This is a genomic window from Serratia sp. BIGb0234 (assembly GCF_024809915.1).
GTDB lineage: Bacteria > Pseudomonadota > Gammaproteobacteria > Enterobacterales > Enterobacteriaceae > Serratia > Serratia liquefaciens.
Genome location: NZ_JANUEI010000002.1, coordinates 300510 through 324484, shown reverse-complemented (window position 1 = coordinate 324484; position 23975 = coordinate 300510). Strand labels below are relative to the sequence as shown.

The 23975-nt window shown below is 54.9% G+C and carries 18 protein-coding genes; 16 read left to right on the top strand and 2 right to left on the bottom strand.

Annotation, left to right across the window (positions count from 1 at the left end; genetic code table 11):
- Nucleotides 1–242: 242 nt before the first annotated feature.
- Nucleotides 243–1748 carry a YchO/YchP family invasin gene (locus M2407_RS08540; RefSeq protein ID WP_122079680.1) on the top strand — a complete coding sequence of 502 codons (1506 nt, stop codon included), beginning with the start codon at nucleotides 243–245 and terminating at the stop codon, nucleotides 1746–1748.
- Here M2407_RS08540 and narL read toward each other — a convergent pair.
- Nucleotides 1745–2395, bottom strand: a complete 651-nt coding sequence (narL, locus tag M2407_RS08535) for a two-component system response regulator NarL (protein WP_020827456.1) — start codon at nucleotides 2393–2395, stop codon at nucleotides 1745–1747. The genes M2407_RS08540 and narL overlap by 4 nt on opposite strands.
- A gap of 11 nt (nucleotides 2396–2406) precedes the next feature.
- Complete coding sequence (gene narX / locus M2407_RS08530; RefSeq protein ID WP_259217618.1) at nucleotides 2407–4191, bottom strand: nitrate/nitrite two-component system sensor histidine kinase NarX; 1785 nt, start codon at nucleotides 4189–4191, stop codon at nucleotides 2407–2409.
- A 363-nt stretch (nucleotides 4192–4554) separates the two neighbouring features.
- Here narX and M2407_RS08525 point away from each other — a divergent pair, with 363 nt between their 5' ends.
- The 15 genes from M2407_RS08525 to M2407_RS08455 all read left to right on the top strand — a co-directional run bounded on the left by M2407_RS08525 (nucleotide 4555) and on the right by M2407_RS08455 (nucleotide 23565).
- On the top strand, nucleotides 4555–5949 hold the full coding sequence (locus M2407_RS08525) for a NarK family nitrate/nitrite MFS transporter (protein WP_122079679.1): 1395 nt from the start codon (nucleotides 4555–4557) through the stop codon (nucleotides 5947–5949).
- Between the two features lie 781 nt (nucleotides 5950–6730).
- On the top strand, nucleotides 6731–7630 hold the full coding sequence (locus M2407_RS08520; RefSeq protein ID WP_142815058.1) for a winged helix-turn-helix domain-containing protein: 900 nt from the start codon (nucleotides 6731–6733) through the stop codon (nucleotides 7628–7630).
- Between the two features lie 183 nt (nucleotides 7631–7813).
- Nucleotides 7814–8770 carry an NAD(P)-dependent oxidoreductase gene (locus M2407_RS08515; RefSeq protein WP_122079677.1) on the top strand — a complete coding sequence of 319 codons (957 nt, stop codon included), beginning with the start codon at nucleotides 7814–7816 and terminating at the stop codon, nucleotides 8768–8770.
- Between the two features lie 180 nt (nucleotides 8771–8950).
- Nucleotides 8951–10000 carry a UDP-N-acetylglucosamine--undecaprenyl-phosphate N-acetylglucosaminephosphotransferase gene (gene wecA / locus M2407_RS08510; protein WP_122079676.1) on the top strand — a complete coding sequence of 350 codons (1050 nt, stop codon included), beginning with the start codon at nucleotides 8951–8953 and terminating at the stop codon, nucleotides 9998–10000.
- Between the two features lie 45 nt (nucleotides 10001–10045).
- Complete coding sequence (locus M2407_RS08505) at nucleotides 10046–11179, top strand: polysaccharide export protein (protein WP_122079675.1); 1134 nt, start codon at nucleotides 10046–10048, stop codon at nucleotides 11177–11179.
- 28 nt (nucleotides 11180–11207) lie between these two features.
- Entirely contained in the window at nucleotides 11208–13388 is a 2181-nt protein-coding gene (locus M2407_RS08500) for a polysaccharide biosynthesis tyrosine autokinase (protein ID WP_259217613.1), read from the top strand.
- 4 nt (nucleotides 13389–13392) lie between these two features.
- On the top strand, nucleotides 13393–14682 hold the full coding sequence (locus tag M2407_RS08495; RefSeq protein ID WP_259217611.1) for a flippase: 1290 nt from the start codon (nucleotides 13393–13395) through the stop codon (nucleotides 14680–14682).
- Nucleotides 14672–15520, top strand: a complete 849-nt coding sequence (locus M2407_RS08490) for an ATP-grasp fold amidoligase family protein (protein WP_122079672.1) — start codon at nucleotides 14672–14674, stop codon at nucleotides 15518–15520. The genes M2407_RS08495 and M2407_RS08490 overlap by 11 nt, the downstream gene beginning before the upstream one ends.
- Nucleotides 15521–15659: 139 nt before the next feature.
- Nucleotides 15660–16565: a glycosyltransferase gene (locus tag M2407_RS08485; RefSeq protein WP_259217609.1), complete on the top strand. Its 906-nt coding sequence runs from the start codon at nucleotides 15660–15662 to the stop codon at nucleotides 16563–16565.
- Between the two features lies 1 nt (nucleotide 16566).
- On the top strand, nucleotides 16567–17628 hold the full coding sequence (locus M2407_RS08480) for a glycosyltransferase family 4 protein (RefSeq protein WP_259217607.1): 1062 nt from the start codon (nucleotides 16567–16569) through the stop codon (nucleotides 17626–17628).
- Between the two features lies 1 nt (nucleotide 17629).
- On the top strand, nucleotides 17630–18373 hold the full coding sequence (locus M2407_RS08475) for a glycosyltransferase family 2 protein (RefSeq protein WP_044551994.1): 744 nt from the start codon (nucleotides 17630–17632) through the stop codon (nucleotides 18371–18373).
- Nucleotides 18370–20256, top strand: coding sequence for a carbohydrate-binding protein CenC (locus M2407_RS08470; RefSeq protein ID WP_142815062.1), 1887 nt, complete (start codon nucleotides 18370–18372; stop codon nucleotides 20254–20256). Before M2407_RS08475 ends, M2407_RS08470 begins: the two co-directional genes overlap by 4 nt.
- Before the next feature lie 6 nt (nucleotides 20257–20262).
- Entirely contained in the window at nucleotides 20263–21249 is a 987-nt protein-coding gene (locus tag M2407_RS08465) for a glycosyltransferase family A protein (RefSeq protein WP_259217601.1), read from the top strand.
- A 103-nt stretch (nucleotides 21250–21352) separates the two neighbouring features.
- Entirely contained in the window at nucleotides 21353–22255 is a 903-nt protein-coding gene (locus M2407_RS08460; RefSeq protein WP_259217600.1) for a glycosyltransferase family 2 protein, read from the top strand.
- A 56-nt stretch (nucleotides 22256–22311) separates the two neighbouring features.
- Nucleotides 22312–23565, top strand: coding sequence for a hypothetical protein (locus M2407_RS08455; protein ID WP_048760199.1), 1254 nt, complete (start codon nucleotides 22312–22314; stop codon nucleotides 23563–23565).
- Nucleotides 23566–23975 lie beyond the last annotated feature (410 nt).

Here is a 23975-nt window from a genome sequence, read left to right as displayed (position 1 = left end):
TGCAAGGCAATATCAACCGCAATTGTGACGTTGTCACATAATAAACTGAGGTTTATCTGATGGTTTATCATCAGAAACCGATTAGAATTTGGGGTTCATGATGCACTTTGGCGCCCCGGTACCCGACAGGGGCAATACCCCGGTTGTTCGCTGTGCAAAGGTCGTTGTTCTGCTGCCTGGAGTGGCCGCAGCAAAAAAGGTTTTTCCGCCCACTCTCGGGATGAGGGAACGGCGGTGGTGTAATGACTGACGTTATTCTTAAAGCGCGTAACAGATTGAAAAAAGCCGTTGATTTCCTCTCACTCCCTGCCCGTTTACCGGCGGTGGGTTTGGCGTGGCTGTTGGGCAGCTTGCCCGCCGGTGCCGAATCTCCCCCTGCGCCGCCCTCGGTTAGCCATCAAGCGAACGCAAACGACAACTTGCCCGAGCTGGGGGGCAACGCCTCGAATGACGCAGAGCGAGAGAAAGAGTGGGCCACCATGGCCAAACAGCTGGGTGAGCGTAACCTGAATAATGTCTCCGGCCAGCAGGTGCGAACCCGCGCCGAGAGTTACGCGGTAGGGCAAGCCGGTGAGGTGCTGCAACAACAGGCACAAGAGCTGCTGTCACCGCTAGGCACCGCCAAACTGTCGCTGGTGATGTCCGACCAGGGGGATTTTTCCGGCAGCAGCGGCCAGCTGTTCAGCCCTCTGTATGACGTTAATGGCTTGCTGACCTACAGCCAGCTCGGTCTGCTGCAGCAAAGCCAAGGTTCATTGGGTAACTTTGGCCTTGGGCAGCGTTGGGTCGCCGGTGATTGGCTGCTGGGGTATAACACGGTGCTCGACAGCGATTTCAAGCGCAATCAAAACCGCGCCAGCCTGGGGGCCGAAGCCTGGGGTGACTTCCTGCGTTTTTCCGCCAATTATTACTATCCGTTATCGGCACTGGCGCAACAGAAGGATAACGCCGAATTTCTCAGTCGTCCGGCAAGCGGTTACGACATCACCACCCAGGGCTACCTGCCGTTTTACCGCCAGATCGGCGGCTCTCTCAGCTACGAGCAGTACTGGGGGGAGAACGTCAACCTGTTTGGCAGTGGTAAAAAACAAAACGACCCGCGCGCCATGCAACTGGGGGTGAATTACACGCCGGTGCCGCTGGTGACGGTGAAAGCACTGCACAAGATGGGGGAAGGCGGGGTGAGCCAGGATCAGGTCGAACTGGCGCTGAGCTATCGCCTTGGTGTACCGCTGGTAAAGCAGATATCCCCGGAGTATGTGGCCCAGGCCAAATCGCTGCGCGGCAGCCGCTATGACAATATCGAACGGAAAAATGTCCCGGTAATGGAATTCCGCCAGCGTAAAACGCTGCAGGTCTTCCTGGCCACGCCGCCCTGGAGCCTGCAACCGGGGGAAACGCTGCCGTTGAAGCTGGAGATTAAAACCACCAATAAAATCACCCGCGTCAGTTGGCAGGGGGATACCCAGGCACTGAGCCTGACGTCGTCGCAAAACAGCAACGATCCACACGGCTGGAGCCTGATTGTGCCGCAGTGGGATGACACGCCGGGGGCGGAAAACCGCTACCGTTTATCGGTCACGTTGGAAGATGACAAGCAGCAATTGGTGACGTCCAACTGGATCCAACTGCAGGTGACGCCGCCGCTGACCGCCTCTTCCGGGGAGGGCGAGGGTTTGCCGCCGCCAAAAACGCTGCAAACGCCCACCATTCCGGCAGAGACCGGGCCGTTGAACGGCGCTGACTAGCCGTTTTTGCCCTGCAGTACCCACACGGCGGCCTCAACGCGCGATTTCAGCTTCATTTTTTTCAACAGGTGTTTGACGTGCACCTTGACAGTACTTTCGGTGATGGTCAGCCTGCGTGCGATCATCTTGTTCGGCAGACCCTGGGCAATCAGTTTGAGAATATCGCGCTCGCGCGGTGTCAGTTGCTGAATATCCCGTTCGGCGCTCGGGCGGTTTTCACGCAGGCTGGCGGCCAGAATGGGGGTTAACGCCTCGCTCAATACCATCTGGCCTGCTGCAGCCTGGTGCAGCGCCTTCAAAAGTTCCTCTGGCTCCATGTCTTTTAGCAGGTAGCCGTCTGCGCCGCGTTTTAGCGCGCTGACCACGTCATCTTCGTGATTCGACACGCTAAACACCACAATGCGGCCAGAAAGCGCGGTCATGCGCAGGCGATCCAACGTTTCCAGCCCGTTGATGCCAGGCATATTCAGATCGAGCAGGATCAGGTCAGGATCGTGCTCCTCGGCCAGCGAAACACCTTGTTCACCGTTGCCGGCTTCGGCAATCACCTGCAGGCGCGGGTCCATGCCGATAAGCTGTTTTACGCCGTTGCGCAGCATCGGGTGATCGTCAATCAATAAAATGGTGGCGGCAGTTTCGGTCGTCATGGTTTCTCCCATTAGTCGATGGCGTGGTTGTCCGGCTTGAATACCACCCGGACTTCGGTGCCGCCGCCGTTGCGGGGCAAAATTTCGCAGCGGCCGTGCAGGCTTTTGGCGCGATCGCGCATGATGATCAGGCCATAGTGATCGGGGCGAAGAGTATCTTGAGGCAGGCCGCAGCCGTTATCGCAGACGCTCAGGGTGACTTCGCCCCGTTGATTGATCACCTGAATGCTCACCTGGCTGGCCTGGGCGTGTTTATGGATATTGCTGAGCGCTTCACGGGCAATCTGTAGCAGGTGGATAGCCTGATAAGTGGGCACGGTGCGCGGCGTCAACTGATAGTCGAGGCTGATGGGAATGCCCAGCCGTTGGCTGAACTCCTGCACCGTTGATTGCAGCGCCGCCAGCAGCCCCGGTTCTGTCAACCTCAGGCGGAAGGTGGTCAGCAGCTCGCGCAGTTGGCGATAGGCAATGTTAAGTTCCTCTCGCATCTGTTGCACCAGCCCCAGGTTGGCGGGGGAAAGTTCCGCGCCCTGCATTTGCAGGCAACTGAGTTGCATCTTCAGGCACGACAGCGACTGGGCGATAGAGTCATGCAGTTCACGCGCTATCGCCGCACGCTCTTCCATCAGCATCAGTTGCTGCTGGTGATCAACCTGGCGTTCAATCGCCAGCACGCTGGTCAACTGCTCCACCAGGGTGTTCATCAACTGTTTATGGTCGTCATTCAGCGGGCGCTGTGGCGGATGTTGCGCGACAATCACCCCATAATCTCCCAGCTTGTCGCTCAGGCTCCAGCTCAGCGATGGGTGGCTGGCATGCTGTTGCTCGTCGTCGTTCAGGCAGGCGCTGCACACCGGATTATTGCAGTACTCCGGTCGCAGAGGCTGGTTGCCGCTCAACTGCACAAACTGCTCCTGGCTGTTGTTTTCATACAGCCGCACCTGAATGGCGCGCAATGGCGTCAGGGTTTGCAATTGATTGAGTATTGGCGTCAGGCGGCTGCACAGCGGTTCATTGGCGTGCAGTTGCCGGCTGGCGCGGTACAAAAAGCTCAATACCTGATTTTTTTGCTGCAGATCGGCAGTTTTCTCCGCCACCCGTTGCTCCAGCCCGCTGTACATGGTGGCCAGTTCGTCGGACATGGTGTTTAACGCGCCACCCAGTGAGGCCATTTCATCCTGGTGGCCACGTTGGGTGAAGCGGCGGCTGAAATCGCCGCGGCCCACCGACAGCGCCATCGCCACCAATTGCCGCCAGGGATGCAGCAGGCGCCGGCGCAGGTAACAAATGGTACCTACCAACAGCAGCAGCGTCAGGGCAATAAACACCGCCTGCACCAGCGTCACCGTCAACAACCGACGTTCGGTATGACGGTCGATGTCCGAGACCAGCGCGTCCAGCAGGGTGACGAAATGTGCTACCTGCGGCGCAGCGTCGGCGGGTTGGCGGGCCTGGTGCAATTGCGGCAGCAGCGTCAGTCGCCAGTAGTCGTGCAGCGCCTGAAACTGTTCGGTTAAGCCTTCTTGTTCCAGCGGGCGTTGCAGGTCGGGGCTGTTGGCATCCTGATCCAGTTCGCGTATCAGGATTTCGCTGCGCGCATCCAGCGGCACCTGTGCCAGCAGGCGATAGCTCTGCATCCGCAGTGAACCGGCTTTGTTGATGGCGTGGGCGTTGCCCTGAATGCTTTGTGACATCCAGGCGGAAATGCTCATGCCAGCCACGCCCAGTATGCCGAGCAGCAACATCAAAATGGCCACCTGGTTAACGATGGAAAGCGGAGCTAACAGGCGTTTCATAGGCTTTGGATCCCCGGCGCATAGCAAAACAACGGCTGGAAACCAGAGGGCGAAAGCGGGTGGTGCCAGCGAAGGTGGTAACGATTCCGCGTTATTTTTCATCATACCCAGGCATAACCCCATACCTCTAACGAAGTACCCATTAGTTTCCGCTCGGCAATATGGCATCGTGGCAGCGGTATGGGGTGATTTTCAATCGCTTGATTTGTTTTGCTTTTAGCGGCGTTAGCGGCTTACTCATAAAGGGATGGCGAGCATTTTCCGGCAACTGGCTACCTGCATCCGGGTTGATTTACATCAACTTTGCCGTAGGGAGCGCCGCCTAGGGTGAGCGAAGTTATCACCCTGTGTCTGAGGTTTTTTATGTCGCAATCAGCAACGTCATTATCAAAATCAAAAAAAACAGGCGCGGTTATTCAGGACTGGCAGCCTGAGGATGCCGCATTTTGGCAGCAACGTGGCCAACGTATCGCTAACCGCAACCTGTGGATTTCCATTCCTTGCCTGCTATTGGCCTTCTGCGTCTGGATGCTGTTTAGCGCGGTGGCGGTCAATTTGAACAAGGTAGGTTTCAATTTCACTACCGATCAGCTGTTCCTGCTTACCGCGTTACCTTCCGTTTCGGGTGCCATCCTGCGAGTGCCTTATTCATTTGTGATCCCGATGTTCGGCGGGCGTCGCTGGACGGCCATCAGTACCTGCTTCCTGCTGGTACCCTGCCTGTGGCTGGGCTTCGCGGTACAGGATGCCACTACCCCATATGGCGTGTTTGTCATTATCTCATTGCTGTGTGGTTTTGCCGGTGCCAACTTTGCTTCCAGCATGGCCAATATCAGTTTCTTCTTTCCCAAGGCTAAACAAGGCGGTGCTTTAGGCCTAAACGGAGGGTTAGGCAACCTGGGCGTGAGTGTGATGCAGTTGGTGGCCCCACTGGTCATATCCGTCGCTGTCTTTGGCGCGTTTGGCGGGACGGCACAGCAGCAGCCGGACGGCAGTTCACTGTGGTTGGAGAATGCGGCCTGGATCTGGGTACCGTTCTTGTTGGTCGGCACGCTGGCAGCCTGGTTCGGCATGAACGACCTGGCGGCCTCTAAAGCGTCGTTGCGTCAGCAACTGCCGGTACTCAAACGGGGTCACCTGTGGGTACTGAGCCTGCTGTACCTCGCCACCTTTGGTTCCTTCATCGGCTTTTCCGCCGGTTTCGCCATGCTGTCTAAAACCCAGTTCCCGGACGTGGTCATTCTGCACTATGCCTTCTTTGGGCCATTCCTGGGGGCGCTGGCCCGGCCGGTAGGCGGCGCGTTATCTGACCGCTTTGGCGGTATCCGCGTCACGCTGATTAACTTTGTGCTGATGGCGGTGTTCGCCGCCATGTTGTTCCTCACTTTGCCGGGGGCAGGGCACGCAGGATCGTTTATCGCGTTTTACAGCGTCTTTATGCTGTTGTTCCTCACCGCCGGGTTGGGCAGCGGTTCTACCTTCCAGATGATTGCGGTTATCTTTCGCAAAATCACCGTCGATCGGGTTAAGGCGGCCGGGGGCAGTGACGAAAGTGCTCAGCGCGAGGCCGTCACTGATTCTGCCGCGGCATTGGGCTTCATCTCAGCGATTGGCGCCGCCGGTGGCTTCTTTATTCCACAGGCCTTCGGTACCTCATTGGCGCTGACCGGTTCGCCGGCGGGCGCGATGAAAATCTTCCTGGTGTTTTATGTGGTGTGCGTGTTGGTGACCTGGTTCGTTTATGGCCGTAAAAGATAGCCAGCTACTGACAACTTCTGCGCCTGCTCGTCAGGGGAGGCGCTTTTTATCCCTCGCTTTAAGTGAAGCTTTTTACTTCCCCAGTGAAATCCTCGTAGTTTTAGGTAATATTCTTATTATCACGCACTGCTTTTTCCTTTGTTTATAGATGTATCTCTCCCACTTTGATTTTTTTTCTGTCTTTGCGAAAAATGTTATTCCGACATTATTTTTTCATTTTTACGTCGAATTCCTTACGAAAATAACGCACCGTGAATGCTGCCTTGTACGGCAATGAAATTCTGTTTCTTCAGGCTGGCAGAGATTCATTTCATCAAGTTAACAATACGCCTTTGTATTTGATGATATATTTTAACCAAGCATTCGGAGAGAGGCTAAATCAGATAACTCTCATTCTGTTTTAGCAGGCTTTTTGTAGGCTATCTGACAATCAGATTAGGTGGAAAAACAGATGATATTGTTTGATGACAGGATGAAATTTCATAATTTCATTTAACTAACATTTGTTTAACATTTTTATATTTTTTGTTTTAAAACAATAAGATGGTTGAGTTTTATTGCCGGAAATCATGATGAGAAACCATGTTTCCAACAGGGAAATAAAGTCATTCAAAGAAACATAGCCTCCTTTTGAGCGGTGTTGTAAAAAATGAAATCAGTAATTTTTTATAAAAATAAATATCCCATGAATGCAACCTGTTGAGTTTACATTTAATTTCTTGAACATTTTTTCATATTTCTATACAAAGTGTGCAGGACAGGCACGCTAAGGAAATTAAAAGTGAATCTTGATAAAAGAATAAAGATTAGGAATCTAGATGTTCTGACACCGTCCAGGGAAAAATTCCGCCTACGTTGGAAGGAGTATCAGATACTTTCACTTCTTGTCGCCAGATCCCCAGAACTGGTTAGCCGTACGGAAATTATAGAAAACATTTGGAAAGGAACTTATTGTTCGGATTCAACGATAAATCAAACAATTAAATCAATTCGTCAAAAGATCGGTGATGCCGAGCATACGCTTATCAGAACCATTCCTCGCTTAGGTTATAAGGTGGAAAACAAGGCCGTTTTTCACTTTATTTCTGAAGAGGAAGAATATGCCGACGATGAAATATGGGGTGGCGACACTGACGATAATAAAGATATTCAAGCGGAACTTTCTGAAAGTAACGATAAGCCGGATGAAACTCTTGCTGAAGAAATAGAGCTTAATGATGAAAACATGGCTCCCGTTGATCCTCCTGTCGTACCAGTAACGCTTAAAAATACGTCAATCAGAAAAAAGATACCGGCTTCGGCGGGTTTTTTCTCTGTGCCTGCCGTCAGAGTTGTGAAATACCTGTCAGTATTCGTGTCGTTGCTCATTATTTCACATTTCTCCTACGTGCTGGGGAATCAAACTCGCCCGCCGATTATCAATGATATTCAAAACAATACCCGCGTAGTGCTGACGTTGACGCTGAATAACTCCCGTACCAACAGCCCGCAAACCCTGCTTTGTCTGTATCAGGGCGAAAGTCTGGAGCAGGCAACCATCGAGTGCGTCGACCCTAAGCAAGGAAGGTTGAAACAGCCGGTGAAATACGAAACTTCAGATGCGCAAGGGACGGGTAAGATTAATCTCATACTGCCGAATAAAACCATGGAATATCAGGTCGCTTATGATGTTAAAAATTAGCACGCGATGATATTTCACCTTTGTCGATAATTTTACATTTGGCACATATTTTTATTTCATTATTTGTTATTTGAAAGCCGGGTCCGTTTTGTCCAGTCTGGTTTCCATGTTCTAACGCGAATTAGCGTCCTGCCTCAATGGTGTGGTGGGGAATAATGGATAAACCGGGCTGAGTGACAAATTATGGATAAGCGTAAAGTAGCGATCATCGGGGGTTCCGGCTTTATCGGAACGCGTTTGGTTAAGCGTCTGAGTGCGCGTGACGACCTGGTGTTGACCATCGTGGATAAAAAGCGGAGTGAGCATTTTCCCGAACTTTATCAGTTTGGCGATGTAACCCAGCCCCAGACATTGCAGGAGCCGTTGGCCGGGTGTGACGCCGTGATCAACCTTGCCGCTGAGCATCAGGATAATGTCGATCCTATCTCACTGTATTACCAGGTTAACGTTGATGGGGCGCGCAATGTCTGCATGACGGCATCGGCGCTGAATATCCAACAGATTATCTTTACCTCCTCCGTGGCGGTCTATGGCTTCGTGACACGGGAAACCGGCGAAGAAGGGGTTTTCGAGCCCTTTAACCATTACGGCAAATCCAAATTGGAAGCGGAGTATGTCTACGAAGCCTGGCGTAAAGCCGATGGCAGTAACAAATTAACCATCATTCGCCCGACGGTAGTGTTTGGTGAAAACAATCGCGGCAACGTTTATAACCTGTTCCGCCAAATTGCCAGCGGTCGCTTTGTGATGATCGGCAGCGGCAATAATATGAAGTCCATGGCCTACGTTGAGAATATTGCCGCCAGACTTGAGTATGCACTGGATCAACAGGCCACTTATCAGGTCAGCAATTATGTTGATAAACCCGACTTCACCATGAATCAGCTGGTAGACGTTATTTCTTCTTCATTAGGCAGAAATAATAAGACTATTCGCATTCCTTATCTATTTGGGATCTGCGGGGCAACGGCATTAGATGTGGTGAGTAAAATAAGTCACCGAAAATTTCCTATTAGCCGCGTGCGGGTGCAGAAATTCTGTGCCAGAACACAATTTAAAAGCAATGTTCAATGTGATTTCGTGGCGCCAGTCGAACTTGATTCGGCAATCGAAAAAACAATTAAGCATGAGTTTTCATAGAGATAACTTTATTACGGGTTAGGGTTATTTATTTTTCATCTCTGACAAGCAGATAAATCTGTATTAAACGGGATTGGCTCATGCTGACTTATATCCTGGGACTGTCAATTTTATTTTTGTTAATAGCGCATTGGGAGCTGTAACTCAAGGGCGGTAGCGTGCTTATTCGCTGGAGGAACAATGTTATATCAACTGAGCGTGATATTTATTTTGGCGCTGGTGCTGGTGGTTATTGCCCGCCGCGCTGCGTTGGCGGTGGGGTTAGTGGATAAACCCAATGCGCGCAAGCGTCATCAGGGGCATGTTCCGCTGGTCGGCGGGATCGTCATTTACCTCATTATGACGCTGGTGACCTTTTGGCAGCCCGAATGGTTGCCGCACAGTACCACCTTCTTGCTGAGCATTACGGCGCTGGTATTGCTGGGCGTTCTGGATGACCGCTTTGATCTGCCGGTGACGCCACGCGTCATCGTGCAGGGAGGGATTGCGCTGGCGATGATGCTGGCGGCAGGGATGCAACTCACCTCCTTTGGTTACCTGTGGGGTCATCAAGAACTGCAGCTGGGCTACGCGGCCTTGTTGATCACGCCGCTGGCGGTGTGGGGGGCGATCAACGCCTACAACATGGTTGACGGCATCGACGGCCAACTGGGCGCGCTGTCCTGCGTCACGTTTATGGCGCTGGCCATCCTGTTCGGCCTGGCCGGGCATGAAGAGCAGGCGTTGTGGTGTCTGAGCCTGATTGCGGCCCTGGCGGCCTACCTGTTGTTCAACCTCAGTCTGTTCGGTGCGCGCAACAAGATTTTCATGGGGGATGCCGGCAGCATGGTCATTGGGTTTAGCGTGCTGTGGCTGCTGATAGCCGCCACCCAGGGCGAAGACGCCGTGATGCGACCGGTGACCGCACTGTGGCTGATTGCCATTCCGCTGATGGACATGGTAACGGTGATGACGCGTCGTTTGCTGCGTCGACAGAGTCCTTTCAAGGCTGGGCGCGATCATTTGCATCATATTCTGATGCGTCGTGGCCTCAATGCGCGTCAGGCGCTGAGTATGAGCTGCATGCTGGCGGTGACGCTGGCCTGCGTCGGCATCTGCAGCGAGGTGCTGCAACTGCCCGATCACCTGATGCTGCTGGCCTTTGTATTTTGCTTCTTCGGTTATTTTGCCCTGCTGCACGAACCTCGTCAGGGCAGAGTTTTTACCGATAACCCTACCGCCGATCGTTAATCCTCCCACGGGCCGCAACGGCGGCCCGTTTTTCACGGTACCGTTATGAACCTTCATTTGCCTCATTTGATGCCACTGGTGCTGTCCAGCGTGCTGCTCAGTGGTTGCACCGCCTTTCCGGGTTCACACCTGCCGACCCAGGGCAAAGAAAAAGTGACTCAGCAGGACGAAGATTTCGACCTCAACAAACAGGTTCAGGTGTATCGCGTCACGCCGATGCTGCTGGAAAAAATGCGTCGCATAGAACCGGTAGCGCGACCCAACCTGGCGTTGGATCAGCGGTTGCAAAGCTATCAGTACCGCATCGGCGTTGGCGACGTGCTCAACGTTACCGTCTGGGATCACCCGGAGCTGACCACCCCGGCAGGGCAATACCGCAGCGCCAGCGACACCGGTAACTGGGTGCATGCCGATGGCGCCATCTTCTATCCGTACATTGGTAAGGTGCAGGTGGTGGGCAAAACCGTTACCGAAGTGCGCAACCAGATTGCCAGCCGCCTGGCGACCTATGTGGAAAGCCCGCAGGTGGACGTCAGCATCGCCGCCTTCCGCTCGCAAAAGGTGTATGTCACCGGTGAGGTGAAAACTTCTGGGCAGCAGGCCGTGACCAACGTGCCGCTGACCATTCTGGATGCCATCAACGCCGCCGGCGGGCTGACCGATAACGCCGACTGGCGCAACGTGGTGCTGACGCACCAGGGCAAAGAACAGCCGATTTCGCTGCAGGCATTGATGCAGCGCGGTGACATCAGCCAGAACCATTTGTTGACGCCCGGCGACATCCTCTATGTGCCGCGTAACGATGAACTGAAAGTGTTTGTGATGGGCGAGGTTGGCAAGCAGTCGACGCTGAAAATGGACCGCAGCGGCATGACCCTGACCGAGGCCCTGGGCAGTTCCGAAGGGATCAGCCAGACGGTGGCCGATGCCACCGGGGTGTTCGTGATCCGTCCAAACGGCGGCAAGCAGCCAAAACGGCTGGCGTCGCTGTACCAGTTCGACCTGTCTGATGCCGCCGCACTGGCGATGGGCACCGAATTCCAGTTGGAGCCTTATGACGTGGTGTACGTCACCGCGGCACCGGTCGCACGCTGGAACCGCTTGATTAGCCAGCTGGTACCGACCATTTCCAGCTTCAACGACCTCAGTGAGGCCACGTTGCGGGTACGTAACTGGTAACCCCGTAACGGTGACTAAAGGAAGACCGATGATGAAGAACAATGCATTGCCGATTGTGATGGCCGAGCAGGACGACAAATTGGAGTGGGAGCGCCTGATTGGCCCGCTGTGGGACAACCGCTGGCGCATTCTGCTGGTGACCGGCGTAGCCGGGATCCTGGGCTGTGCCTATGCCCTGATGGCAACGCCAATCTATCAGGCCACGGCTTTGGTGCAGGTGGAAAAACAACTTTCGGGCGACTCGCTGCTGCGCGAAACGCTGGACAGTTCGATCGGCGGAGTCGGTCAGAACTCGGCGACCCAGGACGAGGTCTCGCTGGCGAAATCACGTTACGTAATTGGCAAAACCGTCGACGACCTCGGCCTGACGGTGCGCATCAGCCCGGACTATTTCCCGCTGTTCGGCAAGGGCATCGCTCGCCTGAGTGGCGAAGTGACGCCGGTACTGCGTATTTCTTCCATGAAGGTGCCGGCGGTGATGCAGGGCCAGGAACTGACCCTTACCGTCGATGATCCGCAGCATTACAGCCTGGGTCATGACGGCAAAACCTTGTTCAGCGGCGTTGTGGGGCAAACGCTGCAGCAGGGCGGTTGGTCGGTCAACGTGAGCGAGCTTGAAGCGCAGCCGGGCACCACCTTCACCGTGGTTAACGTACCGCGCCAAAAAGCGGTGGACGATCTGCGCAATATTCTCGATGTCGCGCCTGGCGGCAAGGAAAGTGGCATCATGACCTTCAGCCTGGCGGGGGAGGATCCGCAGCGTGCGGAAGCGGTGCTCAAGAGCATCACCGATAACTACCTGCAGCAGAATGTGGATCGCAAAACGGAAGAAGCTCAGCGCATGCTGGCCTTCCTGCATGAGCAGTTGCCACGGACCCAGACTTCGCTCAATAACGCCGAGAATCAGCTTAATCAATTCCGCCAGCAGAACGACTCGGTAGACCTGTCGCTGGAGGCCAAGTCGGTGCTGGACACCCAGGTGCAACTTGAAGGGCAGCTCAATGAGTTGACCTTCAAAGAGGCGGAAATTTCCAAGCTCTATACCCGGGTACACCCGGCCTACCGTGCTCTGTTGGAAAAGCGCGCCACGCTGGAGGCTGAAAAGGCGCGGCTTGGCAAACAGGTGCAAACCTTGCCGAAAACCCAGCAGGAAATTTTGCGCCTCACCCGCGACGTGCAGGTGGATCAGCAGGTCTACATGCAGTTGATGAACAAGCAGCAGGAGCTGAGCATCAGCAAGGCCGGTACCGTGGGCAACATCCGCATCATCGATGAGGCCGAAACCGGTCTGCGGCCGGTACAGCCACAAAAAGCGATGATCGTGTTCTTCGCTCTGCTGATGGGCGGTGTGCTGTCGGCGTCGGTGGTGGTGTTGCGTGCCGCGCTTCATCGTGGCATCAGCGATACCGATACGCTGGAAAAACGTGGGATCAGCGTGTATGCCACGGTGCCGTTGTCGCCCTGGCAGCAAAAGCGCAATCGAGTTCAGCAGCAGCTGTTGACCAAACACAGCAGCGGCAAACTGCCGATCCTGGCGCAGGAAGAACCGGAAGATCTGTCCGTTGAGGCTATCCGCAGCCTGCGCACCAGCCTGCATTTCGCCATGATGGAGGCCAAGAACAATATTCTGATGGTATCCGGCGCCAGCCCGGCCAGCGGGAAGAGTTTTACCAGCACCAACCTGGCAGTGGTGATCGCTCAGGCAGGGCAGCGGGTATTGCTGATCGACGCCGACATGCGCAAAGGCTTTTTGCACCGTTGGTTGAACAACAGCGCCAAGGCTGGTTTGTCAGATATGCTGTCCGGGCTGATTGCGCCAGAGATGGCGGTGAAGAAGACCGACATTGCCAACCTGGATTTCGTGCCGCGTGGCCAGGTACCGCCCAATCCGTCCGAACTGCTGATGCACCAGCGCTTTGCCGATTTCTTGCGCTGGGCGGGCCAGAATTACGATCTGGTGCTGATCGATACGCCACCGGTGTTGGCGGTGACCGACGCGGCGATTGTTGGGCATCACGCCGGTACGGCACTGATGGTGGTGCGTTTCGAGGTCAACACCGTCAGGCAGATTGAGACCAGCATCCGCCGGTTCGAACAAAATGGCGTCGCTATTAAAGGGGTGATCCTCAACGGCATGGTGAAGAAAACCGCTACCGACGCCGGTTACTATGCCTTTGCTTACCCGAGCCATCAGGAAAAGGTCCAGTAACCCTATGAAAGCGATGCTGATGAACTCCCTGTGGTTAATGTTGGAGCGAGTATCGCTGAGCCTGTCGGGGATTTTCGTTTCGGTTTACGTCGCGCGCTATCTGGGGCCGGCGCAGTACGGGCTGATTAACTATTTGCTGTCGGTGATTGCCATCGCGGTTCCGCTGGTGCAATTGGGGGCCGACGCGGTGTTGTTCAACCGCGTCGCCCGCCAGCGGCAAAGTGGCATTCGGTTGATGCTGGCCTCGATGCGTCTGCGGCGGCAACTCTTTGCGCTGATCGCGGTGCCGCTGATGGCCTGGGCAATGTTAACGCAGGATCGCACCAGCCAGATCATGATGGCACTGATGCTGGTCAGCGCGTATTTCTCGGTGCAGGACGTTTATAAAATCTATTACGACGCCCTGTTGAAATCGAAGCTGAACACGCTGATCAACAATGTGGCGCTGCTGTTGTCGATTGTTGTGCGGCTGGCGCTGGTGCATGCCAAGCTGCCGCTGGAATGGTTTGCGGTGCCCTATGTGCTGAGCAGCCTGATCCCCTACGGGGTACGTTGGCTGCTGTTTCGCCGCGAGCAAGGGGGCATGCGGCCCATCAGCCTGCGTCATCAACGGCGCTATGGCCGCTATCTGCTGAAGGTGGGGCTGCCGCTGGCCGTGTCCGGACTATCGATTGTCATCTATACGCGTATCGATCAGATCATGATCGGTAACTACCTCGGGGAACACAGCGTTGGGCTGTACAGCGCCGCCATCACCCTGAGCCAGGGGTGGGTCTTTGTGCCCATTGCGCTGATTACCTCGATGATGCCGGGGGTGGCCAACGCCGGTTCCGTAAGCGAGCAGGAAGGGCGGATCCGACTGCTGTATCTGGTGGTTCTGCTGCTTTCTATGCCGGTGATATTACTGCTGTCGCTGTTCCCTGGCCCGATAGTGAAGCTGATGTTTGGCGACAGTTACCGTGAAACCGCCACCATTCTGGCGCTGTGCTCGGTGACTTCACTGTTCTCAGTGATGGGCACTGTTTCTTACCGGGCGATCGTGTTGTTTGGCGGTTATCGGTTTATCGCGATAAAAATGCCTTTGGCCGCTTTGGTCAACGTGCTGATGAATCTGGTATTGATCCCGCGTTATGGCATTTTGGGCGCGGCGATATCAACGTTGATTACCGAATTTATTTCATTTTTTGTACTTAATGGCTTTTTTAGAAAAGGACAAATTACCCGGCTGCAGGTCACCTGCTACCGCTGTTTGCCGCAACTAATAGGGAAGGTGCGAGAACTTTATGCTAAATAATCTGGTGAAGGGTTTTTACCGTAATATACCCGACGCATTATATCATCAGCTAAAATACGCTTTGTTTTTTCGCAAGCTACCGCATCTGGCTAAACCGATGGGGTATAGCGAGAAACTGATGCGCAGGAAAGTCTATCCTCTGGCGATGTATACTCAGCTGTCCGATAAGTATCTGGTCAGGGAATATATTGAAAAGCTGTGGGGGAAAGAATACCTGATTGAACTTTATGCTCAGGGTGAGAAATTAACTGAGGAAATGTACCAGTCATTGCCTGACGCCTTTGTGATTAAGGCGAATCACGGCAGCGGTTATAACAAGCTGGTGTTTGATAAAAGCCAGACCAGCTTTAATGAATTGAGGGTGCTGACCAACAGCTGGCTGCGACAGAATTTTTATCAGGTCTATCGCGAGCGTCATTATAAGGATATTTCGCCGTGCATCATGGTGGAAAAAATGTTGCTGGAAGACGGCAAAACCCCGAATGACATCAAGATCCACTGTTTTAATCGCAACGGGGAAGTGCGTTTTTTCATCCAGATTGATTACCAGCGCTTTATCGACCACCGCCGTGATTTTTTCGATGCCCAATGGAATCGCACCGAAATCCGCATGGGGGTGCCCAACAGCGAAGTGCCGATGGAGAAACCCTGTCGCCTGGATCAGATGCTGCAGCTGGCACGCCAGGTGGCAGAACAGTTCTCTTACGTAAGGGTGGATTTTTATCAGGTGCAGGAACGGATCTATTTTGGCGAGTTAACATTTACTCCCGGAGCCGGCCTGCAACGATTCACACCGGAAATTATTGAACAAGAGTGGGGAGGTTATTTCCAGGAGTAGTTGAGTAACCGGTAGGCTGCGCGTATTTACCGCGTCAGGACGGGGGGAAGTAACCGGACAAGGATATTCTGGGATAACAAGCTATTCCGTTGGCATTAGCATTGTTTTGCCAAATGATAATATATTGTTGAGGTAATAAATGGACTTATCGATTGTCATTCCCGTTTTTAATAACTCAGCCAGTTTGGCCACCACATTAGTCAGGATGACTAATGCCTGCTCCGGTTTCGACTACGAAATTATCGTGGTTGATAATGCGTCGAACAAACAAGAGTTGGATAATATGCGCAGCCTGTTGGTCGCCAATCGTCGGGCGCGGCTGCACGAAAGTAAAGTGCGGCGTAATACGGCGGCCTCGTGCAATACCGGGTTTCGTTTAGCGCGCTCGGACGTGGTTTTTTTTCTGGAGCCGGAGGATTCGTTTAATACCAACTATATTATCCGCCGCCTGAAACGTCATCAGGACCCCCGAATAGACATTATCTTCGGCAACTACGTCACGGTTAGTGATAAGAATATTCGCAGTTATCGTTTCGATTATAAAGAGGGTGTGGCGGGAGCGGATTTTTTATTTCTTGATATGGGTGATATTCGCACCTCAACCATCAGCCTGCGCAAAAAGGAAGACCGGCGTTTTTTATTTCCGGAGTTTCTCTACAAGTATCAAGACTGGGGATTTTTGGTCAACGCCACCAATCTGGGGGCCAGGGTGGCCTTCGACGAGGGGCGCGGCGTGTTTATCCGCTGCGGCGATGCCGATACCGATCGTTGCCGGATGAATATCGATGCCAGCGAGCAGTTTATCGATGCTTACCTTCATGCCAGCGGCCGCTATATCAGCGGTTTTGCCTGCAAACACCTGCTGGCCTCGCTGTACAGCGAAAACCTGCAGGCCTTCACCTATTACTCAGCGCGCACCGAGCGCGATGCCCTGAGCAGCAAATTCAGGGCGATCAAACTGTACGGCGACTGTCTGGCCAGACTGGGGCTGTTTCCACTGGGCGGGCGACTGTTGCGTACCGCCCGCGAGGGATTTCGGAGATGACATGCAGCAACGAAAAGTAGCGATTGTGATTGAGAACATCGCCGAAAAAGGCGGTACCGAGCGGGTGGCCAGCAGCCTGGCCAATGCGCTGACGACGCGTTTGGGGCATCAGGTGGATCTGGTGTCGATCAGCGGCGACCGGGCATTTTACCCGCTGGAGGAGTCAGTGAGTTTACGCTTTATGCCTGGCAGAACGCTGTTGTGGCCCTGGCGATTGGCATGGTTTTTACGGCGCGGCCGCTATGACGTAATTATCACCGTTTCGATGGGCAAACTGTCGTCGATCATGGTGCCGTACCTGCGGTTGCTGTGTCCGCACAGCCGGCTGTTGCTGAGTGAGCACGTCAGTTTTCACCAGTATGCCTGGCCGATGAAGTGGCTAAAGGTGCTGGTCTACCGACTCGGTGACCGCACGGTACTGCTGACGAAGAAAGATTTGGCCACCATCAGCCGTTGGGTGCCCGGCCGCAAATGTCGGGTGATTGAGAACGTTTCACCCTTCCCGGTGCAACCGCCGCAACCGGCTCAGCAACAGCCGGTGGCGCTGGCGGTGGGGCGGTTATGCCGACAGAAAGGGTTTGACCGCCTGATCGCCGCCTGGCAGCAGATAGCGCCGCAAGCGCTGGGTTGGCAACTGCATATCGTCGGCGACGGCCCGGACCGGGGGGCACTGCAACAGCAGATTGACGCCGCCGGTCTGGGTGGTCAGGTGAAGCTGTTGCCGGCGACGGCGGATATCGCCAGTCACTACCGTCAGGCCGCGATGCTATTGATGACCTCGCGTTACGAAGGTTTGCCGATGGTGCTGATTGAAGCGATGAGTTTTGGTCTGCCCCTGGTGGCGTATGACTGTCTGACCGGACCGGCTGAGCTGATTGATGACGGTGAGAACGGTTATCTGGTGGCGGAGGACGATATCGAGGCCTTCAGCCAACGAACGCTGGCGCTGATAGGCGACGGCGAGTTGCGTCAGCGCTTCTCTCTGCACTCGTTGGCGCGGGCGCAGCAGTACATTCCCGAGCGTATTTATCCCCAATGGCAACAGCTTATCGCTGGAGGTTAAGATGGAAAAAGTTTCAGTTATCATGCCGGCTTACAACGCAGCGGGCTTTATCAAAGAGTCGATCCTCGGGGTGCTGAACCAGACTTACCAGGATTATCACCTGTATGTGATCGACGATGCTTCCACGGATCATACCGCCGAGGTGGTAAAACCGTTCATCCACGATCGTCTGACTTACATCCGCAACGACACCAATCAGGGCGTGGCCGAGACCCGCAACATCGCGATTGAAGCCGCGCGCGGCGATTATATTGCGTTTTGCGACAGCGATGACGTCTGGCACCCGAACAAGCTGGCGCGTCAGGTCGGTATTCTCAAGACCAACCGCTACGACGTGGTGTGCTCCCATTATTACACCTTCGAAGATGACCCGACGCGGGTGAAAAACTACCGCGGCGCCGGCGAAATCATCGCCTATAAAGACATGTTGAAAAGCAACTGGATCGGCAATCTGACCGGCATGTACAACCAGCGACAGGTCGGCAAGGTGTACCAGAGCAAAGTGGGCCATGAGGACTACGTGATGTGGCTGTCGGTACTGGAGAAGGCGCGTAACCACATGGCTTACTGCATCCCCGAACCCCTGGCCTTTTATCGCCTGTCGGCGCAGTCGCTGTCCGGCAATAAATTCCGCGCGGCCGACTGGCAGTGGCAGATATATCGCCGCCATCTGGGGCTTTCCTATCAGAAGTCCTGTTATCTGTTCTTCTCCTATCTGTACAGCGCGGTGATGAAAAGACAATGAATTTCAGCAAACTAACCTCGGCCTGCCTGCTGGCGAGCGCCGGCTGGGCGGGGCTGGCCAATGCGGCCGGCTGCGACAGCAACCTGCTCAAGGATCCCGGCTTCGAGCAGGGTGGTGCCGGGTGGTCGCTGGCCTCGGCGCAGGTGGTCGCGGGTGGCCACGGCGGTCAGAGCAGCCTGTTTTATCAAAATCACAACCCGGCCAACTACCACAACATGCTGCAAACCCTGTCGGTCAAACCGGGTCAACAGTTGGCTTTTGGTGCCTGGGTACGCGGTGAAAACCTCAGGGGCAAGGGCGAAAATCAGGGTGCCGGCGTGTTTGTCGAAAGCTATGACGACCAGGGACGTTTTTTGGCGGGCAGCTATCCGCAGGGGCTGCTGGGCACCAGCGGCTGGCAGCCGGTGACCGGCGATTTTCGGGTGCCACCACGGGCGGTGAAAGTGGTGCTGGGCGTTTATCTGCGTCAGGGCACCACCGGCAATGCCTGGTTTGACGATGTTTACGCCTGCCTGCAACCCGTTGCGCCGGAGCTGTACCAGATGCGCAGCGGTAACGGCGCGGCCTCCAGCCTGATTGAAGTGGTGGATCCGCAGCAGGTGCAGGTGGACAGTACCCTGGTCGATGACAAAAACACCGCGGTGAAACGTGACAGCCGCCGTTATGCCATCAGCGGGCAGCAAAAGGTGGAATTTCCGCTGCCGGCCGATTTGGCTGCCGGCGAGTATCGTTTGCAGCAGCAGGTGACGGACGTGGCCACGCAACGCAGTCAGCGCAGCGAAATGCCGATCAGCGTCGGTCGCCCTCAGCCCAAGGTAGCGCTGGATGCTCAGGGTTACGTGTTGAAGCAAGGCAAGCGCTTCTTCCCGCTCGGCATCTACATGTACGGCGAGATGGCGACGGACGAGCATCTGGCGCGCATCCGCGATGCCGGTTTCAATACCTTGCTCAATTACAACTACGGCACCGGCCGCGACCCCTATAACTATTTCCGCAAAACCCAGCAGTATGGTTTGCAGGTGATTTTTTCGCTCAAGGATATGTACGCCGGCACCCGCTTTGCGCCGGAAACCAAAATGAGCTATCCGCAGCTGACGGCCAGCTATGTGGAGAAGTTCAAGCATCAACCAAACCTGCTCGCCTGGTACATCAACGACGAACTGGGCCCGGAATATGTGCCGCAGATTGAGCAAAAGCACCTGCAGGTCAAGCAGTTGGATCCGGATCACCTGACGTTCCAGGTGTTGGACAAGACCGGGACGCTCAATGCCTATTTCAACAGTTCGGACGTGTTGGCCAGCGACCCTTATCCGGTCGGCAGAGACGCCGATCTGACGCGAACGCTGGAGTACAGCCGTATTACCAGCCAGGTGGCGCGCCAGGCAAAAGGAGCCTGGTTGGTGATGCAAATTATGGATCATGCCGCTTACGCCCCCGGCCGTAAGCCGCGTCAGCCTACCGAGGCGGAGATCCGCAATCAGGCCTGGTTAGGGCTGATCGGCGGGGCCAGAGGCATCCTGTTTTATTCCTATACCGACTTGTTCTACAAGCGCCAGCGTGGCGGCTTCAGCCAGCAGGAGTTTGACGCTATCTGGCGCGGCGTCGCCGGCGTAGCACAGCAGATTGTCAGCTTTGAGCCTTACCTGCTTTCCGGTGAAAGCCGGTTGTTGCAAGGCAACAATACCGCCATCCCGGCCCGGCTGTTTATCCGCGGCGATCGCGGCCTGGTACTGATAGCCAACCCTTATTACCGTCAAATGTCGGCACGTTTTGATCTGCCTGCCGGTTGGCAGGCTCAGGGGCAACGGCAGATTGAGGCGGAATTGCCTTCGATGGGCAGCCGTGCGGTATGGGTGCAACGTCAAACAGAAGATAAAGGATAACCGGTCATGAATATTACCCTGAGCCTGATTATTCCTGTGTACAAGGTTGAGGCTTATATCGAGGCGTGCCTTGATTCGGTGCTGCAACAGCTGCCTGACTGGGCGGAAGTGATCATCGTGGATGACGGCAGCCCGGACGGTGCCATCGGCATTGCCGAAGAGATGCTGTGTCGCTACCCGCAGCACAAACGGCGGGTCAGCATTTTGCGCCAGGAAAATCAGGGGTTAAGCCAGGCGCGCAACAACGGCATTGACCATGCCGAGGGGAACTACATTGGCTTCCTGGACTCCGACGATGTACTGCTGGAGGGCTACTTCAGCATTTTGGGGCGTTTGTTGGCGGATAATCCGTTGGCCGACATTGTGGCCTTCAACGCCCAGCGCTTTTCGACCTTCAATAACGGCAAGATCCAACCGGACGGAACCATGGCTATCGTGCCCGGTAATGCGGCTCCGCAGCAGCGTGATGAGCATATGGCGCTGCTGGCAGACAGCTTTAACCGCAGCATGTGGTACGCCTGGGCGAGGATTTATCGCAAAACGCTGTTCGATGAGGCTCGCTTCCCGGCGGGGCGCAATTTTGAAGATATTCAGCTGATCCCGCAGCTTTACCTGAAGGCCGAACGCATCGTGGTCTGCGATACGCCGTTGGTGGGATACCGCGCCAACCCGAATGGCATTACGCGCGCGCCCAAGCGACGCGATCTGGACGATCTGGATTACGCACTCGACGGCGCTGACAGCGGGCGACGGCAGGGACTGGGGCATGGACTTTACTCGATTCTCTACGTCACCACCCTGAAAGCGCGCTTGCTGGTGGGGGTGGACTTTTTCGGGCCGCGTGATGCGTTGCGCGAAACCCGCGAGCTGAAGCGCCGTTATTCCGGCCTGCGCGGCGAGGAGCGTAAAATGCTGAGCCGTAAAAACCGGCTGTTTTACCGTAGCCCGCTGGCCTACTACCTGATGGCCCGGCTGTACAACCTGCGCGGCTAGCGGCACAGCATTCGCCTCTTTCCCGTTTTCGTCAAAGCAGCAGCATGCTGCACCCATGTCAATTGGGGCGAGCCCTCTCGCCCCCAACAGGCAGAATAAAACTATGAGTATCACCGTCAGCGTCATCATACCCACCTATGGCCGCAGCGAACTGCTGGCACGCGCCATCGATAGCGTATTGGCACAAACCCATCGCCCGTTGGAAATCATCGTGGTGGATGACAACCCGCAGGGCGACGCCCATCGCCTGGCGACCCGCGAGCGCCTGGCCGACTACATTGAGCGGGGTGAGATTATCTATTACCCGCGCAGGCGCAATGGCGGCGGCGCGCTGGCACGTAACAGCGGGATCCTGCGTTCGAGCGGTCAGTACATCAGCTTTCTGGATGATGACGATTACTACCACTCACAGAAAATCGCCCGTCAACTGGCGTTTATGCAGCAGGGCGATTACGACGTCAGCCTGTGCGATATGGATATTCTGAAAAACGGGCAGATCAGCGCCGAGCATTACTACCGCGCGCGTTGCGAAGGGCTGGAGGACTTTATGCTGGCCGGCGTAGCCTACACGCCGATGATCATGATGCGCCGTAGCACGGCGATTGCGGTACGGGGTTTTTTCAACACTCCTCGCTACCAGGATCATATCTTCCTCTACCGGCTGCTGGCGGCCGGAGCGAAGATCGGTACGCTGCATGAACGACTGGCGGTGCACAACGACCATGACGGCGAACGCATCACCTCCAGTCCGAAGGGCATTATTGGCTACCGCAACAAAATGCAGTTTGAGCAGCGGCTGATGCCGCAGGTATCACCCCGGGCACGCAAGATCATGCGTCTGCGCCATACCTGCATTACTTCGCGCATCATTACCGACGGCAAGAGTCGCCTGGCAGGCGTTTTCTATGGGTTGAAGGGCATTGTTTACGTTAATAGCGGCTTGATGGCGGGGGTGTATATGAAAAATATCATCCGCAATGTGTTTTTCCGAGGCGTGCCGTTCTGAGATGCGTTTCGCGTACTCCGTTACCCTTAAGAGATTCCCCCTTTCAGAGGATGATTATGCGCTTTGAACGTTCGACGCTGATCGGCAGCGTACTGTTGCTGACGGTACCGCTTTTCGCCTTGTTGCACAGCATAGGTACGCTGAGGGCAGGAAAGAAAAACTCGGCGGCTTATGTGCTGATTGCGCTGTGTTTTTTCTTTTTCTTCATCAAAATTCCGCCGCTGGCAGACCTTTACCGCCACTTTGCCAACTACGATGCCATCAATTCGGCGACCCGCCTGAGTGATGTCATTCAGGGCAAGGTGGACGTGGTGCTGTACGCCAATTTCTATATTTTCAAAACGCTGGGGATCCCCTTTTTCATTATTCCGGGGCTGTACGTCGCGCTGTCGGTTTACTGCTATCTCAGCGCGCTGAATATCGTCATGCTGCATTCCGGCAAGGCGTTCACGGCGCGGCAGTTTGTGCTGCTGCATCTGGCGGTGCTGTTTTTGATTAACCCGTTTATCATTGCCATGGGGCTGCGCTTTGGCTTCTCGATGGCGGTGATGACCCTGGCGATGGTGCTGTTTTGCCATAAGCTTAACCGTCCGCTTGCCGCGGGCCTGATGCTGTTCGCCATGTTGACCCATTTTTCCAGCATGCTGCTGGTGGGGGTGTTTCTGTGCAGCCGGGTGATGCGCCTGAACCGCCTGCTGACGGTGGTGTTCAGCGCCATCGCCTTTCTGACCGCCAAGTTTGCGCTGCCGTTTATCGTTTCCCATATTACGATCTCCGGCATCAACAGTTACTCCGACGTCTATACCTCCGGCATGTACGCCAGCGACTACCTGACATCCGGCAACGCCAACGGCATGATTAACTTCCTGATTGTGTTATTCCCGGCGCTGTTTCTCGGCGTGTTTATGCTCGCTCACCCGATGCGCAATCAGGCGGGGGACATCAAAAACTACGCGGCATGGCTGGTGGTGTTTGTGTTCCTGTGTTCCAGCTCGCTGCAGGCGGCCAGCCGCTATGCCAGCGTGGCCTCGGTGTTCTTGCTGTTTTATTACGTGGCTCATCGGGGATCGTTCATCCGCGGCAGATTCAACTACTTCTTCCTGTGCTTTATGCTGATGGCCACCGGTTATAACCTGATAGAGAACATTTACGTTCCGCGTCGCCCGATCATGCTGGGGCAGATGTGGCAGTCGTTCTATAAAACGCCGCTGCTGAACCTGTTCTATGGCGAACAGGAATATGAGCAGTATCTGCAATTTATCAACCGCGACAGCGGCGAGTGGATAGGGCATGAGATGGATTTAGGCTAATGCGCTTTTTTAATCACTTCACCGAATCGGAAGCGGGAATCAGCCCGTTTGAGACCGTTGACAAAGTTTAATGGTAGGGGCGCTGCATGCTGCGCCCAATAGCATCATCAATGGGTTAAATCGGGTCGAACATGTTCGGCCCCTACCGGTTTAGCCCTTTCGCTGGTTTGTCAGCAGTCTGAAGCGGGCATCAGCCCGTTTCTACCCCCAAATACCTCGCCCCGCTCAGCACATCCCGTCATAGAAGTTCCATCTCATAATTTCTATCTTATTTTCAATTAATTAAATCAATTTCACGCACTGATACTTTAGGGGTAGGCTTGCCGTTGCCGCCGTTATTCTCCCCCCGTTCTCTTGATCGCAATCAATTTGCCCAACTTCTGGCCTCAGTAGGCTGGCGGCAGATTGAG

Coding starts and splice junctions, on each gene's coding strand:
- M2407_RS08540 (WP_122079680.1), top strand. CDS start 243: ATGACTGACGTTATTCTTAAAGCGCGTAACAGATTGAAAAAAGCCGTT.
- narL (WP_020827456.1), bottom strand. CDS start 2,395: ATGACGACCGAAACTGCCGCCACCATTTTATTGATTGACGATCACCCG.
- narX (WP_259217618.1), bottom strand. CDS start 4,191: ATGAAACGCCTGTTAGCTCCGCTTTCCATCGTTAACCAGGTGGCCATT.
- M2407_RS08525 (WP_122079679.1), top strand. CDS start 4,555: ATGTCGCAATCAGCAACGTCATTATCAAAATCAAAAAAAACAGGCGCG.
- M2407_RS08515 (WP_122079677.1), top strand. CDS start 7,814: ATGGATAAGCGTAAAGTAGCGATCATCGGGGGTTCCGGCTTTATCGGA.
- wecA (WP_122079676.1), top strand. CDS start 8,951: ATGTTATATCAACTGAGCGTGATATTTATTTTGGCGCTGGTGCTGGTG.
- M2407_RS08505 (WP_122079675.1), top strand. CDS start 10,046: ATGAACCTTCATTTGCCTCATTTGATGCCACTGGTGCTGTCCAGCGTG.
- M2407_RS08500 (WP_259217613.1), top strand. CDS start 11,208: ATGATGAAGAACAATGCATTGCCGATTGTGATGGCCGAGCAGGACGAC.
- M2407_RS08495 (WP_259217611.1), top strand. CDS start 13,393: ATGAAAGCGATGCTGATGAACTCCCTGTGGTTAATGTTGGAGCGAGTA.
- M2407_RS08490 (WP_122079672.1), top strand. CDS start 14,672: ATGCTAAATAATCTGGTGAAGGGTTTTTACCGTAATATACCCGACGCA.
- M2407_RS08485 (WP_259217609.1), top strand. CDS start 15,660: ATGGACTTATCGATTGTCATTCCCGTTTTTAATAACTCAGCCAGTTTG.
- M2407_RS08480 (WP_259217607.1), top strand. CDS start 16,567: ATGCAGCAACGAAAAGTAGCGATTGTGATTGAGAACATCGCCGAAAAA.
- M2407_RS08475 (WP_044551994.1), top strand. CDS start 17,630: ATGGAAAAAGTTTCAGTTATCATGCCGGCTTACAACGCAGCGGGCTTT.
- M2407_RS08470 (WP_142815062.1), top strand. CDS start 18,370: ATGAATTTCAGCAAACTAACCTCGGCCTGCCTGCTGGCGAGCGCCGGC.
- M2407_RS08465 (WP_259217601.1), top strand. CDS start 20,263: ATGAATATTACCCTGAGCCTGATTATTCCTGTGTACAAGGTTGAGGCT.
- M2407_RS08460 (WP_259217600.1), top strand. CDS start 21,353: ATGAGTATCACCGTCAGCGTCATCATACCCACCTATGGCCGCAGCGAA.
- M2407_RS08455 (WP_048760199.1), top strand. CDS start 22,312: ATGCGCTTTGAACGTTCGACGCTGATCGGCAGCGTACTGTTGCTGACG.